Here is a 16,909-nt window from a genome sequence, read left to right on the forward strand (position 1 = left end):
CTGGGAACAGCCTAACCGCGACCGGGGACAAACCCGGGCGCGTCGGCGCGGTCGCCGGGCCCCGGCGCGGCGCACGCGCGGACCGCGACGCCGAGGTCGCGCAACACGCCGAGGGACACACGCGGGACTCGGCGCCGAGGTCGCACAACACGCCGCGCGCGTGCCGCCCAGGTCGCACGATGTGTCGCTCCTCGGCGCCGTGAGCGACAGATCCCGCGACCTCGCGGACGAGGTGGCCGGGCCCGAGGTGGCCGGGTCCGGCGAGCCTGGCGCCCGGCGCGACCGACACCGGACGGGAGGCGCGGTGCGGGGCCGACCCGCGCCTCCAGGCCGTCGGGGGTCGCCCCGCGCCCGACGCGACGCGACGCCGAGCGGACGGGACACGCCGCGTGCGCGACACCGAGCGGGCGGGACACGCCGCGTGCGTGCCGCCGAGGGTGCAGAACGTGCCGCTCGGAGGCGCCGGGCGTGACGTATTTCGCCCGCTCGGCGGGGCGGGACAGGACGGGCCGGGGCCGCGCGGGACGGGACGGGACGGGACCCGCCGCGCGCCTACGCGGAGCGGATGCGGTCGAGCGCCAGCTGCAGGTCGTCGGGGTACTCCGCCGAGTACGACACCCACTCCCCCGTGCGCGGGTGCTCGAACCCGAGGCGGACGGCGTCGAGCCACTGCCGGGTCAGCCCGAGCTCGTTCGCGAGCACCGGGTCGGCCCCGTACATCGTGTCGCCCACGAGCGGGTGCCGCGTCGCCGCCATGTGCACCCGGATCTGGTGCGTGCGGCCGGTCTCGAGGTGCACCTCGAGCAACGTCGCCGACCGGAACGCCTCGAGCGTCTCGTAGTGCGTCACGCTCGGCTTGCCGTCGGCCGTGACCGCGAACTTCCAGTCACTCGAGGGGTGCCGTCCGATCGGGGCGTCGATCGTGCCGGAGGTCGGGTCCGGGTGGCCCTGCGCGAGCGCGTGGTAGACCTTGTCGACCGTGCGCTCCTTGAACGCCCGCTTGAGGTGCGTGTACGCGAGCTCGGTCTTCGCGACGACCATGAGCCCCGAGGTGCCGACGTCGAGGCGGTGCACGATGCCCGCACGCTCGGCGGCACCGGAGGTCGCGATCGTGAAGCCGGCGGCGGCGAGGCCTCCGGGCACGGTCGGGCCGTCCCAGCCGGGCGAGGGGTGTGCGGCGACGCCGATCGGCTTGTCGACCACGACGATGTCGTCGTCGTCGTGCACGACCGTCATGCCGGGGACCTCGACCGGGATGATCCGGGGGGCTTCCTTCGGCGTCCACTCGACCTGCAGCCACGAGTCGGCGTGCAACCGGTCGGACTTGTCCACGGTCACACCGTCGACGGTCACGCCACCGGCTGCGACGACCTCGGCCGCGAAGGAGCGGCTGAACCCGAGCAGCTTCGCGATGGCGGCGTCGACGCGCTCACCGGCGAGCCCGTCCGGGACCGGCAGGGAACGGCTCTCGGTCACGTCGCGTCGTGCCCGAGGGTGTCCCGCCCGTCACGCGGCGCGCGCGGGTCGTCGACCAGGGGCCGGGAGGCGCGGTGCTCGTCCGCCTCGGAGGCGTCCGACTGCGCGCGGGCGGCGTCCGCCGCGCGCTGCTGCTTCGCGGAGAGGGCGCGCGAGCCGTCGAGGTTCACGCCGAGGATCACCAGCAGGACGAAGATCACCATGCTGATGCAGATGAACGAGTCGGCGATGTTGTAGATCGCCGGCATCATCCACGGCGTCGAGATGAAGTCCACCACGTGGCCGCGGCCGAAGCCGGGCTCACGGAAGAGCCGGTCGAGCAGGTTGCCGAGCGCCCCGCCCAGGAGCATGCCGAGCACGAGCGCCCACCACATCGAGCGGATCCGTCGGGCGAACAGGATGATCGCGACGACGACGGCGGTGGAGACGATCGAGAACACCCAGGTCATGTTCACCGCGAACGAGAACGCGGCACCGGGGTTCCGGACGTAGAGCAGCTGCAGGACGTTCCCGAGGACCGGGACCGGCGTGCCGTACGGCAGGTTCTGGACGACGAGCGCCTTCACGCCCTGGTCGAGCGCCACCACGACGACAGCGGCGAAGGCCAGTGCCGCGATCGCGCGGACACTGACCTTCGCTCGTGATGCTGGTCGCGACAACGTCAGTTGCCGAAGCCCTGCGCCGATGCCGGCGCCGGGGTGAGACCGGACTGCTCGGTGCCCGAGCCGTCCAGCTCAGCGAGCTGACCCTGGATGTAGCTCTTGAGCTGTGCGCGGTAGTCGCGCTCGAACGTGCGGAGCTCGTCGATCTTGCCCTCGAGCTGGCGCTGCTCCTGCTCGAGCACCGCGACACGCTGACGGTTCGTGTTCTCGGTGTCGGCGATGATCTGGCGCTGCTTGGCCTCGGCCTCGGAGACGAGACGAGCGGCCTGGGCGGTGCCCTCGGCGATGAGCGCATCACGCTTCTCGACGCCTTCGCGGACGTGCTCCTCGTGGAGACGACGCGCGAGGGTCAGGAGGTTCGTGGTGCCCTCGGTGTCCTCGTCGGCCGGGACCGTGGTGGCCGGCGCGGCGGCGGCGACCGGGGCCGGCTCCGGAGCGGCTGCCACGGGGGCGGGCTCCGGCTCGGGCTCGGGGGTCGGGGCGGACTGCTCGGCCTCGGCCGGCTTCGGCGCCGACTCGGCCGCCTGCAGACGCTGGCGGAGCTCGTCGTTCTCGGCCGTCAGGCGACGGAGCTCGACCACGACCTCGTCGAGGAAGTCGTCGACCTCGTCCTGGTCGTAGCCCTCGCGGAACTTCGTCGGCTGGAACCGCTTGTTGACTACGTCTTCCGGCGTCAAAGCCATTGCCGTCACCTCAATAGAACTGCTGAACGTGTGGAACCGAACCGGTGCGACCGAATCTACCAGTCGCGCCGTACGGTGCGGATGCCACGCCGGGGCGAGCATCGGTCCCGACCACCGTACACCGACGGTGGCCGTGAACCGTGACCGCACCCTGGGCGTGGCGCGTGTCGTGTCCCCCTAGTTGGCGAACACGGGGATGAGCAGGGCGATCACGAACCGCAGGATGATCGCCACCAGGAGCACGATCGTCCAGCCGAAGTCGAGGGCCACGGGCCCCATGCGCATCGGCGGGAGCACGCGTCGGACCGCCCGGATCGGCGGGTCCGTCACGGTGTAGACCACGTCGGCGACGACGAGGAGTCCTCCGCGCGGCCGCCAGGACCGGTTGAACTGCTGGACGATGTCGAGGACGAACCGCCCCCACAGCACGAGGATGTACAGCAGGAGGAGGTAGTACAGGATCGTGAGGATCGCGGTCACGATGGGGCTCGCTCAGCTCGGGTGCGGATCGTCACGCGACGACCTGCACGGGGCGGGTGGGCCTGAGGGACTCAGGACTGGGCGAAGAAGGACGCCTCGATGTCGGACTCTACCTCAGGCGCCTCACCGCTCACCGCGACGTGGGCCGGCGAGAGCAGGAAGACCTTGTTCGTGACGCGCTCGATCTTGCCATAGAGGCCGAGCGACAGCCCGGAGGCGAAGTCGATCATGCGTCGGGCGTCGGCCTCGGTCATCTGCGAGAGGTTGATGATGACGGGGATGCCGTCACGGAAGCTCTCGGCGATGGACTGGGCGTCCTTGTACTCGCGCGGGTGGACGGTGAGGATCTCGTTCATTTCCTGGACCGGTGCTGCCTTCTGTGCGGACGTGTGCGAGCGGCGGAGCGGGGTGACCTGTGCGCCGCGCTGGTGGGTGTGCGCCTTGGGCTCGGCAGCGACGGGCGCCACCGGTGCCGCGGCGGGCGCGGGGGTCTCGTCGGCGACCTGCGCGGCCGCGGGGGCGGGAGCCGAAGCGGACTGCTGGCGCGCGGTCTGCTGCTGCGGCTCGTCCTCGTACTCGAGTTCCTCGTCGGCGAGGCCCAGGTAGACCATCGTCTTCTTCAGCGGGTTGGCCATGGTTCCTCCGGAGGTCGGTGCTCGTGGATGCCCTTGCAACGAGGCTAGGGCGCGACCGGCCGATTTCCCGTGATTGCGGACCCGATCCGCAGGTGTGTCGCGCCCTCGAGCACGGCGTCGGCGTAGTCGCCGCTCATCCCCGCCGAGATGTCCGTCGCCGTCGGCACGATCGACACCACGCGCTCGGACACGCCGCGGAGCCGGGCGAACGCCGCGCGGGGCTCCTCGTCGAGCGGTGCGACCGCCATCACGCCCCGCAGCCGGATCGTCCCGGTCGCGAGGACCCGTTCGACCATCGCTTCGACGGCGTCCGGTCGGACACCACCGCGGTCCGAGTCGTCGGTCAGGTTCACCTGCACGAAGCCGTCGATGACCGGCGGCTCCGGCTCGGCCTCGGTCGGGGCGAACGCGTCCACGACCGAGTCGCGGTCGAGCGACTGCACGACGTGCGCGTACCGCCGGACCTGCCGGGCCTTCTTCGACTGCAGCTGGCCGATGAAGTGCCAGGTCAGGTCGAGGTCGGCGAGCTCCGCGGCCTTGGCCTGCGCCTCCTGGTGGCGGTTCTCCCCCACGTCGGCGACGCCGAGCCCGGCGAGCTCGCGGACGAGGGACGCCGGGTGGAACTTCGTGACGACGATGAGCGTGAGCTCGTCGGCCGAGCGCCCCGCGGCGCGCGCCGCGTCGGCGATGCCGCTCCTGACGGACGCGAGACGCGCCTCCGGTCCGTCGTCTGGTGACGAGGCGGACGGGAGGCGCGGTTCGGCTACCAAGGAGGACTTACTTCAGGAAGTCGGGGACGTCGAGCTCGTCGTCGTCGTCGTCGAACGCCGGGTCGGCGGCACGCTGCGCGGGCGCCTCGTGCTCCTGCGACGCCCACGACGGAGCGGACGAGGACGAGTCCTCGATCGCACCGCTGGCACCGGCGGACGCCACGGGCACGGTCGCACCGGCGTCCGGGTCGACCCAGCTGGAGCGACGCTCCTTGAGCTGCGAGGTCGGCTCGCCACCGTCGAAGCCGGCGGCGATGACGGTCACGCGGACCTCGTCGCCGAGGGTGTCGTCGATGACGGCACCGAAGATGATGTTCGCCTCGGGGTGCACGGCCTCCTGCACGAGACGGGCCGCGTCGTTGATCTCGAAGATGCCGAGGTTCGATCCGCCCTGGATCGAGAGCAGGACGCCGTGGGCGCCGTCGATCGACGCCTCGAGCAGCGGGCTCGCGACGGCCAGCTCGGCGGCCTTGATCGCCCGGTCGGCGCCGCGCGAGGACCCGATGCCCATGAGCGCCGAACCGGCACCCTGCATGACGGACTTGACGTCGGCGAAGTCGAGGTTGATCAGGCCCGGGGTGGTGATGAGGTCGGTGATGCCCTGCACGCCGGCGAGGAGCACCTGGTCGGCGGTCGCGAAGGCCTCGACCATCGAGATGCCGCGGTCGCTGATCTCGAGCAGGCGGTCGTTCGGCACGACGATGAGCGTGTCGACCTCGTCCTTGAGCCCGGCGACGCCGTTCTCGGCCTGGGACTGACGACGCTTGCCCTCGAAGCTGAACGGCTTCGTGACGACACCGATGGTGAGGGCGCCGATGGACTTGGCGATGCGGGCGACGACGGGCGCACCACCCGTGCCGGTCCCACCACCCTCACCGGCGGTCACGAACACCATGTCGGCACCGGCGAGGGCCTCTTCGATCTCCTCGGCGTGGTCCTCGGCGGCACGACGGCCGACCTCGGGGTCCGCGCCGGCGCCGAGACCGCGGGTGATCTCGCGGCCGACGTCGAGCTTGACGTCGGCGTCGCTGAGCAGCAGTGCCTGCGCGTCAGTGTTGATCGCGATGAACTCGACGCCACGGAGGCCGAGCTCGATCATCCGGTTGACGGCGTTGACGCCGCCGCCGCCGACACCGACGACCTTGATGACGGCGAGGTAGTTGTGGTTCGTGGTCACGTCAGTCAGGCCTCCGGTTGAACCCTCAACCTCTACTTGAAGTTCAGGGGCAATGCTGGTAGATGTGGTGCTCGCATCGACGCTACGGGTGCCGTCCGCAGGCTGTCGCGCCGCCACGCCGCGTGTCGCGCGATTCCGCTACTTCTTCGCGCGGATGATCCCGTTGTCGGGCGCGCTCACGTCGTACTCGACCACGGTGCCGGGGTTCCGGGCCGCGTGGTCCTTCACGAGGGCCGCGAGGAGCGCCGCCTTGGCGTCGGACTGCTCGGGGTTGCCCCAGACCACGCTCGAGCGGTCGCGCAGGGTGAGCGTCACGTCGTCGGCGGTCGAGCCCTTCACGCTCGTCACCTGCGACCGCACGGTCGACGGCAGCGCGAGCACGACCTCGGTCATCGTGCGGAACTCGCTCGATCCGAGCTTCGCGTTCCCGATGTCGGCGAGCGGCATGTTCGCGGGCTGCTTCGGCGAGGTCTGCACGACGATGCCGGCGGGGTCGACGAGGTCGAAGGACTTCCCGGACCGCACCGCCACCACGGGCGTGCGCTCGGTGACCGTGACGACGAGGGTGTGCGGCGGGGCCTCCTCGGTCACGTAGCTCTCGATGAGCGGGAAGCCGGCGATGTCGCGCTTGATGGCGTCGAAGTCGAGCCGCGCCAGCGGGGTGCCGATCTGGTCGGAGAGCGCCTGGCGGACCTCGGTGGCGTCGACGCGGTTCGTGCCCTTCACCTCGATCGTCTGCAGGGCCATCAGGGGCGAGAACACCGCGACGAGGATGGATACCCCGAACACCAGGACGATGCTCGCCGCGGTGATCCACGCGGCACGGCGGTGGCGGCTGCGGCGGGTGAAGCGACGGACCTCGGCCCGCTCGAGCAGGCGACGGCGGCGCTTGGCGACCCGGGCCTCGCGCGCGGTCTCCGCCGCGCGGACGCCGGCGCCGATCGGGCGCTCGCCCTCGCGCTGCTCGGAGCCGTTCGGGTCGGTGCCGTCCGGGTCGGAGCCGTGCAGGTCGGTGAGGTGGGCGAGCCGCTCGGCGTCCTGCCGTTCGGTCTCCCGCCGCTCGCGGGCGGCACGCTCGGCCTCCGGGTCGTGGTGGTCCTCGTCCGGCGTGTACTCGCGCAGCCGTCCGGCGACCGAGGACAGCCCGGCGCCGAGGCGCCGCCCCGCGGCGCCGGCGAGGGCCCCGGCGCGGTCGCGCGCCGAGGCTGTCGCCGGCTCGGTGGCGGTGGGGTCGGCCGTCTCGTCGTCCGGCGCGGTCGGGGCAGGCTCGTGCCGCGCCTCCTGGACCTCCGGCGCGACCTCGCGGGACGGACGCCTCGGGGCCGTCGGGGTGCGGCGCTGCCGGGGCGCACGCGCGCCCGCAGCAGGTGCGTCCGGGCGGGCCGGACCCTCGTCGAACCCCTCTGGACGCTTCACCGGGACTGCGCCCCGTCGTCGTGGAGGGCACTGAGCACCTGCGGGATGATGCGGTACACGTCGCCGCAGCTCAGCGTCATGATGATGTCGCCGTCCCGCGCGACCGCGGCGGCGCGCGCGGACGCCTCGTCCCAGTCCGGCAGGAACTCGACACGCGACTGGTCGGCGAAGCGCTCCTGGACGAGGGCGCCGGTGACGCCGGGTTCCGGGTCCTCGCGGGCGCCGTAGACGTCGAGGACGACGGTGTGGTCGGCGAGCTCCTCGTAGACCTTCGCGAAGTCGCCGGCCATCATCCGGGTCCGCGAGTACAGGTGCGGCTGGTGGATCGCGATGATGCGGCCGTCGCCGACGACGTTCCGTGCCGCCCTGAGCGCGGCCGCGACCTCGGTCGGGTGGTGGGCGTAGTCGTCGTAGACCGACACCCCGCGCTCCACGCCGTGCAGCTCGAAGCGCCGCTGGGTGCCACCGAAGGCCTCGATCCCGCGGATCGCGTCCGCGGCGGCGACGCCGAGCCCGGTCAGGACGGCGAACGCGCCGACGGCGTTGATCGCGTTGTGGCGCCCGGGCACGCGGAGCGTCAGGTGGTGCGATGCGCCCGCTGCGCGGAAGTCGACCTCGACCCCGGCGGACTCGGTGATGCCCTCGATCCGGACGTCGGCGTCGACGGCCTCGCCGAAGGTGACGACCTCGGGGGCGTCGGTGCGCGCGCGGATGCCGGCGGTGACGGCCTGGGCGCCGGCGTCGTCGCTCGAGATGACGACCCGTTCGGACGCCTTCGCGGCGAACTCGACGAACGCCTCGGTGAAGGCCTCCTCGCTGCCGTAGTGGTCGAGGTGGTCGGCGTCGACGTTCGTCACGAGCGCGACGGCGACGTCGTAGAGCAGGAACGAGCCGTCGGACTCGTCGGCCTCGACGACGAACAGGTCGCTCGATCCGGGAGCGGAGCTCGTGCCGAGGGACTGGATGACCCCGCCGTTGACGAAGCTCGGGTCCAGACCCAGCTCGACCATCGCTGTGACGATCATGCCCGTCGACGTCGTCTTGCCGTGGGCACCGGCGACCGCGACGAGGCGCTGGCCGGCGATGAGCGCGGCGAGGGCCTGCGAGCGGTGCAGGACCGGGATGCCGCGGCGCTGGGCCTCGAGCAGCTCGGGGTTGTCCGGCCAGAGGGCACTGGTCACGACGATGGTGTCCGCGTCGCCGACGTTCCGGGCGTCGTGGCCGATGTGCACGTCCGCGCCGAGCTCGCGCATCGTCTGGGTCGTGGCGGTCTCGCGGGAGTCGCTGCCCGTCACGCGGTGGCCGGCGGCGAGGAACATCCGGGCGATGCCGCTCATGCCGGAGCCACCGATGCCGACGAAGTGGACGGTGCCGAGGTCCTCGGGGATCGGCTGCGTCAGGTCCGGCTTGATGGTCATCGTTCCTCCGTGGTGCTGGTGCCGCTCGGCCGCGTCCGGCTGGCCGGTGTCCGGCCCGCGTCGAGGACGAGGTCGGTCATCCGGTCGGCGCCGTCGCGGTGCCCGACGCTGCCGGCCCGGACGGTCATGTCCGCGATGCGGGCCCGGTCCTGCAGGATGTTCAGGAGCTGGAACGTCACCCAGTCCTCGTCGAATTCCGCGTCCGCGACGAGGACCGCTCCCCCGGCGTCCACGACGTCCTTCGCGTTGTGCCGCTGCTCGCCGTTGCCGACAGGGTACGGCACGAGGACGCTCGGCAGCCCGACGGCGGTGAGCTCGCAGACCATGCCGGCGCCGGCGCGCGAGACCACGAAGTCGCTCGCGGCGTACGCCAGGTCCATGCGGTCGCAGTAGGGCAGCACGTGGTAGCCGTCGAGGTCGCTCGGACCGATGTCGGACTTGCCCCCGACGACGTGCAGGACCTGCCAGCCGGCGCCGACGATGGTCGCGGCGGAGCGGTTCACCGTGCGGTTGATGCTGCGCGCACCCGAGGACCCGCCGGTCACGAGCAGGACCGGACGGGCCGGATCGAGGCCGAACTCGGCGAGGCCCTCGGCGCGGACGGCGCGACGGTCGAGCGACTCGATCTCGCGACGGAGCGGCATGCCGACGACCCGGCCGTGGCGCAGGCGGGTGTTCGAGAAGGTCAGGCCGACGTGGTCGGTGAGGAAGGCGGCGAGACGGTTCGCGAGCCCCGGCTTCGCGTTCTGCTCGTGCACGACGATCGGCGTCCCGGTGCGACGCGCCGCGATGTACGCCGGCGCGGCCGCGTAGCCGCCGACGCCGAGGACGACGTCGACCCCGCGGTCGCGGATGATCTGCTCGACACGACGGACCGCGCCGAGGAACCCGCCGGGGAAGCGGAGCGCGGCGGCGTTCGGCTTGCGCGGGAACGGCAGGCGCGGGATCGTCAGCAGCTCGTACCCGCGCATCGGGACCAGGCGGGACTCGAGCCCCTCGGCCGTCCCGAGGACGAGGACCTCGGCGTCGGGCTCGCGTTCGGTCAGACGGTCGGCGACCGCGAGCAGGGGGTTGACGTGACCGGCGGTACCGCCGCCGGCGAAGAGGTAGGTGCTCACCGGAGGGTTCCGTTCGTGGTGGTGCGGCCGCTCGGACCCGAGAGCGCGCTCGTGCGGCCACTCGGACCCGGGAACGTGCTCGCCCGGTCGCTCTTGCCCGGGAACGCGCTCGCGCGGTCGTTCTTGCCCGGGAGGTCCCGCGCGAACGACAGGACGACGCCGATGGCGACGAGCGTCATGATGAGCGCGGAGCCGCCGGCCGAGATGAGTGGGAGGGGGACGCCGAGGACCGGCAGGAGGCCGAGGACCACGGCGATGTTGACGAGCGCCTGGCCGATGATCCACGCGAGGACGCCACCGGTGACGGTCTTCACGAAGGGGTCGTTCGACTGGCGGATGATCTTGATCATGCCGACGGCCAGGACGACGAAGAGGGCGAGCACGACGACGGCGCCGACGAGTCCGAGCTCCTCGCCGATGATCGCGAAGATGTAGTCGTTGTCCGCCTCCGGCAGCCAGGACCACTTCGCCTTGGAGTTGCCGAGCCCGACGCCGAAGACGCCGCCGGAGGCAAGCGCCCACATGCCGTGGGTCGGCTGCCAGCAGAGGTCCTGGTACTGGCTCGTGTCCGTGCAGCCGGAGAGCCAGGCGCTGATGCGGTGCGACCGGGAGCTCGACGCCATCGTGACGAACGGCAGCAGCACGGCGAGGCCGACCACGCCGACGAGCAGGTGCTTCGCCCGGGCTCCCCCGACGTAGAGCGCACCGAACACCAGGATGAGCATGATCATCGCGGTGCCCTGGTCACCGCCGACGAGGACGAGGCCGATCGACCCGAGCGACGCGATGCCGATCGGGATGAAGACCTCTTTCCAGTCGTCGAGCTTCTCGCGCTTGACGTACATGATCGCGCCGATGCCGAGCACGAGCGCGAGCTTCAGGATCTCGGACGGCTGCGCGGTGAACGACCCGACGCGGATCCAGTTCCGGTTGCCCTGGATCGAGTACCCGAGCGGCGTCAGGACGACGAGCGCCTGCACGACGAGGCCGACCCCGACGATCCACATCGCCCACTTCCGCCAGAACCGCGCGGGCAGACGGGAGGCGATGAGCATGAGCGGCACGCCGAGCACCGCGTAGAGGCCCTGACGGGACGCGGCCCCGAAGAAGTCGTGCGTCGCGGCGTACTGCTCCACGCTCGACGACGAGAGCACCATGACGACCCCGAACACGACGAGGAAGAGCGTCACGCCGAGGATCGTGTAGAAGGTGCTCGACTCGGCGACGAAGACGTTCTTGACGGCGACGACCGCACCGTTGTGGCGGCGGGCGGATGTGTGCGGGCGGCTCGGGGCTCCCCCGGTCTCACTGCCGCTCGGAAGATCCGTCGTCGCCATCGGCGTTTCCTCCCAGGTGCTCGTGGACCGCCGCCGCGAATCGACGCCCCCGGTCCGCGTAGGAGCCGAACTGGTCGAACGACGCCGCGGCCGGGGCGAGGAGGACCGTGTCGCCCGGTCTCGCGACCGATGCGGCATGCCGGACCGCCTCGGGCATGACCTGATCAGTGTCCGCTGCCTCGACCTGCAGCACCGGCACCCCGGGCGCGTGTCGCGCGAATGCCTCGAGCACGGGGGTCCGGTCGGTGCCGATCACGACGACGGCACGGACGTCGGGGCCGAAGCGCGCGACGAGTCCGTCGACGTCGACGCCCTTGAACAGGCCCCCGACGATCCAGACGACCGTGTCGAACGACGCCAGCGAGGCCGTCGCCGCGTGCGGGTTCGTGGCCTTCGAGTCGTCCACCCACGTGATGCCGTCGGCGGTGGCGACGTGCTCGGTCCGGTGATGGTCGGCCCGGAACGCCTGCACGGCGGCACGGATCGCGGCCGGCTCGACCGACGCCGCACGGGCGAGTGCGGCCGCGGCGAGCACGTTCATGGTCATGTGCGGGCTGGTGAGCCCGGCCGCCTCGAGGTCGGCGACGGTCGCGAGCTCGAGCGCGCTGTTGCGTCGGTCGTCGGTGAAGGCCCGGTCGCACAGGACGTCCTCGACCACGCCGACGTCACCGGGAGCCGGGATGCCGGGGGTGAAGCCGACCGCACGGCACCCCTCGACGACGTCGGCCTCCTCGACCATGTGCCGGGTGGCGTCGTCGGTGGTGTTGTAGACGCAGGCGAGCACGGTGCGCTCGTAGACCTTCGCCTTGGCGGCCCGGTAGGCCTCGGCCGAGCCGTGCCACTCGAGGTGGTCGTCGGCGATGTTCAGGCAGGTGCTCGCGAGGGGCACCACCGCGCCGTCGCCGGTGGTCGGCATGTAGTGCAGCTGGTGGCTGGACAGCTCGACCACGAGGACGTCGAAGCCGTCCGGGTCCCGAACGACGTCGAGGACGGGCACGCCGATGTTGCCGCAGGACACGGCCCGCAGCCCGGCGGCCTCGAACATCGCGGTGGTGAGCTGCGTCGTGGTGGTCTTGCCGTTCGTGCCGGTGATGGTCACCCACGGCGCGGCGATCGGACCGCGCACGACCTTGTCGCGGACGCGCCAGGCGAGCTCGATGTCACCCCAGACGACGCTGTTCGCCTCGGCCCACTGCACGGTCGCGTTGTGCGGCGGCAGGCCCGGCGACACGACGACGAGGTCCGGCGCCTGCGCCTCGAGCGCGGCGGGCACGGTGTCCAGCGGCGCCTGCACGAAGCGCGCGCCGATCACGTCGAGCAGTTCGACGCTGTCCGCGGGGGCGTCCGACGAGTAGACGGTCACGGCGCTGCCGAGCTCGACGAGGGTGTCCGCGACCGAGAACCCGGTGGCGCCGAGTCCGAGGACCGCGACGTCGAGCCCCTTCCAGCCCTCGGCGTACCAGCTGTCGAGCGATGCCAGGCGGTCAGCCGACACGGGCGATCCACTCCAGGTAGAACAGGCCGACGCCGGCCGCGACGCAGAGTCCGGCGATGATCCAGAACCGGACGACGACGGTCACCTCGGCCCACCCCTTCAACTCGAAGTGGTGGTGCAGTGGACTCATCCGGAAGATGCGCTTGCCGTGGGTGATCTTGAAGTACGCCCGCTGCAGGATGACCGAGCCGGTGACGATGAAGAAGAGGCCGCCGATGAGGACGAGCAGGAGCTCGGTGCGGCTGAGGATCGCGAGACCCGCCAGCGCGCCGCCGAGGCCGAGCGACCCGGTGTCGCCGAGGAAGATCTGCGCCGGCGACGTGTTGTACCAGAGGAAGCCGATCAGGCCGCCGCAGACCGCCGCCGCCACGACCGCGAGGTCGAGGGGGTTGGTCACGGTGTAGCAGGCGTGCTCGGTGTTCGAGTCGAGCCGGGCACCGCCGCAGATCTGGTTCGACTGCCAGAAGCCGATGATCACGTACGAGCCGATCGCGAGGATGCTCGACCCGGTGGCGAGGCCGTCGAGGCCGTCCGCGACGTTCACACCGTTCGACGTCGAGACCGTGAGCAGCACGATCCAGGCGAGGAACAGCACGGTGCCGATCACGGTGCCGAGCGCCATGAAGTCCAGCCACGGGATGTCCCGGATGGCCGAGACCATGGTCGACGCCGGCGGCTTGCCGTTGCCGGACGGGACGACGAGCGCGACGGTCGCGAAGATCACGCCGACGATGACCTGACCGAGGACCTTCGCCCACCCGCCGAGGCCGAGGCTGCGCTGGCGGCGGACCTTGAGGAAGTCGTCGATGAACCCGACGAACCCGAGGCCGACCATGAGGAACAGCACGAGCAGCCCGGACAGCGTGATCGAGTCGCGGCCGACCAGGTGCCCGACGAAGTAGCCGAGCACCGCGCCGATGATCAGGACGATGCCGCCCATGGTCGCGGTCCCGCGCTTGGTGTGGTGCGACTGCGGACCGTCGTCGCGGATGAACTGTCCCCAGCCGAGGCGGTGGAACAGCTTGATGAACAGCGGCGTGAGCAGCAGTGTGAACACCAGCGACACGGCGCCGGCGATCAGGAGGGCGATCATTCGGTGACACCTCCGAGGCGGTCGCCGAGGAATCGCAGTTCGGCGGACTTCGAGGACTTGATGAGGACGACGTCGCCGGGGCGGAGCATCTCCTGCAGTGCGTGGACGGCGTCGTCGACGTCCTCGATGAACACGGACTCGCCGTCCCACGATCCCTCGAGTGTGGCGGCCTGGTGGATGGGCATCGCGCCGCGGCCGACGACCACGAGCTGACCGATGCCCAGACGGACGACGAGCCGGCCGATGCGGTCGTGCTCCTCCGTCGAGAACTCGCCGAGCTCGGCCATCTCGCCGAGCACGGCGACGGTCCGCTCCCCCGGGCGGACGATCTGGGCGAGCGTCCGCAGCGCGGCGGCGGTCGAGTCGGGCGACGCGTTGTACGCGTCGTTGATCACGGTGACCCCGTCGGGGCCGCCGGGGAGGAGCTCCATGCGCCAGCGCTCGGCGCGCGTCATCGACGCGAGCGCGGCCGCGCCGTCGGCGAGGGGCACGCCCCACAGGTGGGCGACCGTGAGCGCGGCGGACGCGTTCATCGCGTGGTGCTCACCCAGGATCGCGAGCTGCACGTCGACGTGGTCCGTCCCTCCTGGCTGTCCGTCCGCAGACGGGTCGCCTTCCTGGCGGACGGGAGGCGCGGTGAGCGTGAAGCGGGTGCCGTTGCGGTCCGTCTCGATGCCGGTGATGCGGTAGTCGGCATCCGCGGACGTGCCGAAGCCCACGACGGTCGCCGCCGTCAGGTCGCGCATCGACGCGACGCGGTCGTCGTCGACGTTGAGGAGCGCGGTCGCGCTGGCCGGCAGGTCGGCGACCATCTCGGACTTGGCGCGCTGGGTCGCCTCGATTCCGCCGAACTCGCCGGCGTGCGCGAGGCCCACCTTGAGGACGACACCGACGTCCGGCTCGGCGATCGAGACGAGCTTGGCGATGTGGCCGATGCCGCTCGCGCCCATCTCGACGACCAGGTACCGGGTGTCCGCGGTGATGCGGAGCATCGAGATCGGTGCGCCGACGTGGTTGTTGAACGATCCCTGGGGCGCGATCGTCGCACCGTGCTGCTCGAGGATCGTGCGCAGCATGTTCTTGGTGCTCGTCTTGCCGTTCGAGCCGGTGATGCCGACGACCCGCAGGGGTGCCGGGCGACCGTCGGCGTCGACCCGGTCGGCGGTTGCCATCCGGACGCGTGTGACGACCTCGTGCGCCAGCGCCGCGAGGGCCGCGTAGCCGTCGGTGACCACGATCTGCGGCGCGGTGGTGTCGACGCGCTCCGGCGTGACGATCAGCGCGGCGCCGGCCTCGGTCGCGGCGGGGACGAAGCGGCGGCCGTCCGTGACCTCGCCCGGGAGCGCGAAGAACACGCTGCCGGGTCCGACGAGCCGGGAGTCGGTCTCGACCGAGCCCTCGACGACCAGGTCACCCTGGTCGGCGACGTCGGTCGCCTGGGCACCGGGGATCAGCTCGCCGTCGACCGCGGTCGCGATCTCGGCGAGGGTCAGGGCGATCATCGTGCGTCCTCGGCCGGACCGGAGTTCGGCTCCCACCCGGCCTCGCGGAGGGCCTGGCGGGCCTCGTCGCGTGCCGAGTACGGGGTGCGGACGCCCTGGATGTCGCGGTAGTCCTGGTGGCCGGGGCCGGCCCAGAGGATCGAGTCCCCGTCGCCGACGAGGCCCACGGCGGTGCGGATCGCCGCCTCGGGCGGGCTGACCTCGTGGATCTCGTGGTCCGGGAACGCCTCGCGCGCGGCGTCGACGAGGGTCTTCCGGATCGACGCGGCGTCCTCGAAGCGCGGGTGGTGGTCGGTGATCACGAGGATGTCCGACCCGGCGGCGGCCACGCGGGCCATGTCGGGACGCTTGGTGGTGTCGCGGTCGCCGTCGGCGCCGAAGAGCATGAGGACCTTGCCGGAGGTGAACTGGCGCACCGCGGCGAGGGTGTTCTCGAAGGCGTCGGGGCTGTGCCCGAAGTCGACGTAGACGCTCGGACCGCGATCGCCCGAAACGCGCTCGGTGCGGCCGGGCAGGTAGCACTCGATGGCGCTCGTCGGCTCGTCGCGCTGCTCGCGCTCGTCCTCGTCCGGGTAGCGGCGGTGGTTCGTCTCGAGCGCGTGCGCGATGGCACCGAGCTCGAACCCGCCCTCGACGAGCATCACGATCGCGAGCGCTGCGTTCGCGGCCATGTGCCACCCGATGAGCGGCACACGGGTGGTGAGCTCACGCCCCTCGGGTCCGGTCAGGCGGAACTCGGTGTAGGCGGCGTGCGCCTCGACGATGTCGACGTGCCACTCGGCCTCGACGTCGGGGTGGACCGTGATGGTCGTGACCGGGATGCGGGAGTCCTGCACCACGCGGTGGCCCCAGTCAGTGTCCAGCGAGACGACGCCGCGGCGGGCGTGCTCGGGCTGGAACAGCGGGAGCTTCGCCTGGTAGTACTCCTCCATGTCGGCGTAGTCGTCGAGGTGGTCGTGCGACAGGTTCGTGAAGGCCGCGACGTCGAAGACGATGCCGTCGACGCGGTGGCGGCTGAGGGCCTGGGCGCTCACCTCGACGGCGACCGCGCGCACCTCGCTCTCGCGCATCCGGGCGAGCAGCGCGTGCATCTCGCTCGCCTCGGGCGTGGTGAGCCGGCTCGTGACGCTGAGGGTGCCGATGTGGCGCTCGGCGGTCGAGCTCAGGCCGGTGACGAGACCGAGCTGCTTGAGGATCCCCTCGAGGATGTAGGACGTGCTCGTCTTGCCGTTCGTGCCGGTGACGGCGAACAGCTGCGGCAGGTCGGTGGCCTCGTCCGGGTGGGTGCGGTAGACCCACGCCGAGACGTCGCCGAGGGCCGCACGGGGGTCGTCCACGACGAGCACGGGGAGACCGGCCGCCTGGGCGTGCTCCACGCCGGCGTCGTCGGTCAGGACGGCCACCGCACCGCGCTCGGCGGCCTCTGCGGAGAACTCCGCGCCGTGGCGGTTCGCACCGTGCACGCCGACGAAGAGGTCACCCGGCTGCACCTCGGCGGCGCTCAGGGTGACACCGGTCGTCTCGACGGCGTCGACCGAGCCGACGACACGCAGACCGAACGCGTTCGCGAGTTCGGCCACGGCCCTCGGGGTCGGGTGTTCGGGTCGGAGGACCGGGGGGATCCGTGCGGACAAGTGCTCCTTCTTC

At 71.7% G+C, this 16,909-nt stretch carries 15 protein-coding genes; all 15 read right to left on the reverse strand.

Annotation, left to right across the window (positions count from 1 at the left end; all coding sequences use genetic code 11):
* Positions 1 to 552 precede the first annotated feature (552 nt).
* Entirely contained in the window at positions 553 to 1,476 is a 924-nt protein-coding gene (locus ACQXVK_RS13215; RefSeq protein ID WP_416395882.1) for an RluA family pseudouridine synthase, read from the reverse strand.
* A complete protein-coding gene (lspA, locus tag ACQXVK_RS13220; RefSeq protein WP_430853838.1) occupies positions 1,473 to 2,135 on the reverse strand; it encodes a signal peptidase II in 663 nt (220 codons plus the stop codon). Before lspA ends, ACQXVK_RS13215 begins: the two co-directional genes overlap by 4 nt.
* Positions 2,136 to 2,137: 2 nt before the next feature.
* Positions 2,138 to 2,821, reverse strand: a complete 684-nt coding sequence (locus tag ACQXVK_RS13225) for a DivIVA domain-containing protein (RefSeq protein WP_402262118.1) — start codon at positions 2,819 to 2,821, stop codon at positions 2,138 to 2,140.
* Between the two features lie 177 nt (positions 2,822 to 2,998).
* Complete coding sequence (locus ACQXVK_RS13230) at positions 2,999 to 3,301, reverse strand: YggT family protein (RefSeq protein ID WP_402262115.1); 303 nt, start codon at positions 3,299 to 3,301, stop codon at positions 2,999 to 3,001.
* A 71-nt stretch (positions 3,302 to 3,372) separates the two neighbouring features.
* Positions 3,373 to 3,936 (reverse strand): cell division protein SepF, encoded by a 564-nt coding sequence (locus tag ACQXVK_RS13235; RefSeq protein ID WP_430853839.1) that lies wholly within the window; start codon positions 3,934 to 3,936, stop codon positions 3,373 to 3,375.
* 44 nt (positions 3,937 to 3,980) lie between these two features.
* Positions 3,981 to 4,706 (reverse strand): YggS family pyridoxal phosphate-dependent enzyme, encoded by a 726-nt coding sequence (locus tag ACQXVK_RS13240; protein WP_430853840.1) that lies wholly within the window; start codon positions 4,704 to 4,706, stop codon positions 3,981 to 3,983.
* A gap of 7 nt (positions 4,707 to 4,713) precedes the next feature.
* Positions 4,714 to 5,883 carry a cell division protein FtsZ gene (gene ftsZ, locus ACQXVK_RS13245; protein ID WP_022905410.1) on the reverse strand — a complete coding sequence of 390 codons (1,170 nt, stop codon included), beginning with the start codon at positions 5,881 to 5,883 and terminating at the stop codon, positions 4,714 to 4,716.
* Positions 5,884 to 6,021: 138 nt separating this feature from the next.
* Positions 6,022 to 7,299 (reverse strand): FtsQ-type POTRA domain-containing protein, encoded by a 1,278-nt coding sequence (locus ACQXVK_RS13250; RefSeq protein ID WP_430853841.1) that lies wholly within the window; start codon positions 7,297 to 7,299, stop codon positions 6,022 to 6,024.
* On the reverse strand, positions 7,296 to 8,717 hold the full coding sequence (gene murC / locus ACQXVK_RS13255) for a UDP-N-acetylmuramate--L-alanine ligase (protein WP_402262102.1): 1,422 nt from the start codon (positions 8,715 to 8,717) through the stop codon (positions 7,296 to 7,298). The genes ACQXVK_RS13250 and murC overlap by 4 nt, the downstream gene beginning before the upstream one ends.
* On the reverse strand, positions 8,714 to 9,835 hold the full coding sequence (gene murG, locus ACQXVK_RS13260) for an undecaprenyldiphospho-muramoylpentapeptide beta-N-acetylglucosaminyltransferase (RefSeq protein ID WP_402262099.1): 1,122 nt from the start codon (positions 9,833 to 9,835) through the stop codon (positions 8,714 to 8,716). The genes murC and murG overlap by 4 nt, the downstream gene beginning before the upstream one ends.
* On the reverse strand, positions 9,832 to 11,172 hold the full coding sequence (gene ftsW / locus ACQXVK_RS13265; RefSeq protein WP_430853842.1) for a putative lipid II flippase FtsW: 1,341 nt from the start codon (positions 11,170 to 11,172) through the stop codon (positions 9,832 to 9,834). Before ftsW ends, murG begins: the two co-directional genes overlap by 4 nt.
* Positions 11,141 to 12,667 (reverse strand): UDP-N-acetylmuramoyl-L-alanine--D-glutamate ligase, encoded by a 1,527-nt coding sequence (gene murD, locus ACQXVK_RS13270; RefSeq protein WP_430853843.1) that lies wholly within the window; start codon positions 12,665 to 12,667, stop codon positions 11,141 to 11,143. The genes ftsW and murD overlap by 32 nt, the downstream gene beginning before the upstream one ends.
* The gene (mraY, locus tag ACQXVK_RS13275) at positions 12,657 to 13,760 is read right to left on the reverse strand and encodes a phospho-N-acetylmuramoyl-pentapeptide-transferase (protein ID WP_022906691.1); all 1,104 of its coding nucleotides are present in this window, start codon (positions 13,758 to 13,760) and stop codon (positions 12,657 to 12,659) included. The genes murD and mraY overlap by 11 nt, the downstream gene beginning before the upstream one ends.
* A complete protein-coding gene (locus ACQXVK_RS13280) occupies positions 13,757 to 15,262 on the reverse strand; it encodes a UDP-N-acetylmuramoyl-tripeptide--D-alanyl-D-alanine ligase (RefSeq protein WP_430853844.1) in 1,506 nt (501 codons plus the stop codon). The genes mraY and ACQXVK_RS13280 overlap by 4 nt, the downstream gene beginning before the upstream one ends.
* Positions 15,259 to 16,896, reverse strand: coding sequence for a Mur ligase family protein (locus ACQXVK_RS13285; protein ID WP_416395864.1), 1,638 nt, complete (start codon positions 16,894 to 16,896; stop codon positions 15,259 to 15,261). The genes ACQXVK_RS13280 and ACQXVK_RS13285 overlap by 4 nt, the downstream gene beginning before the upstream one ends.
* Positions 16,897 to 16,909 lie beyond the last annotated feature (13 nt).

The sequence above is a fragment of the Curtobacterium sp. AB451 genome (assembly GCF_050585845.1).
Classification (GTDB): domain Bacteria; phylum Actinomycetota; class Actinomycetes; order Actinomycetales; family Microbacteriaceae; genus Curtobacterium.

Excerpts from the sequence above, each read along its gene's own strand:
- ACQXVK_RS13235 (WP_430853839.1), bottom strand. The coding sequence starts at position 3,936 with ATGGCCAACCCGCTGAAGAAGACGATGGTCTACCTGGGCCTCGCCGAC.
- ftsW (WP_430853842.1), bottom strand. The coding sequence starts at position 11,172 with ATGGCGACGACGGATCTTCCGAGCGGCAGTGAGACCGGGGGAGCCCCG.
- murC (WP_402262102.1), bottom strand. The coding sequence starts at position 8,717 with ATGACCATCAAGCCGGACCTGACGCAGCCGATCCCCGAGGACCTCGGC.
- ACQXVK_RS13280 (WP_430853844.1), bottom strand. The coding sequence starts at position 15,262 with ATGATCGCCCTGACCCTCGCCGAGATCGCGACCGCGGTCGACGGCGAG.
- ACQXVK_RS13225 (WP_402262118.1), bottom strand. The coding sequence starts at position 2,821 with ATGGCTTTGACGCCGGAAGACGTAGTCAACAAGCGGTTCCAGCCGACG.
- mraY (WP_022906691.1), bottom strand. The coding sequence starts at position 13,760 with ATGATCGCCCTCCTGATCGCCGGCGCCGTGTCGCTGGTGTTCACACTG.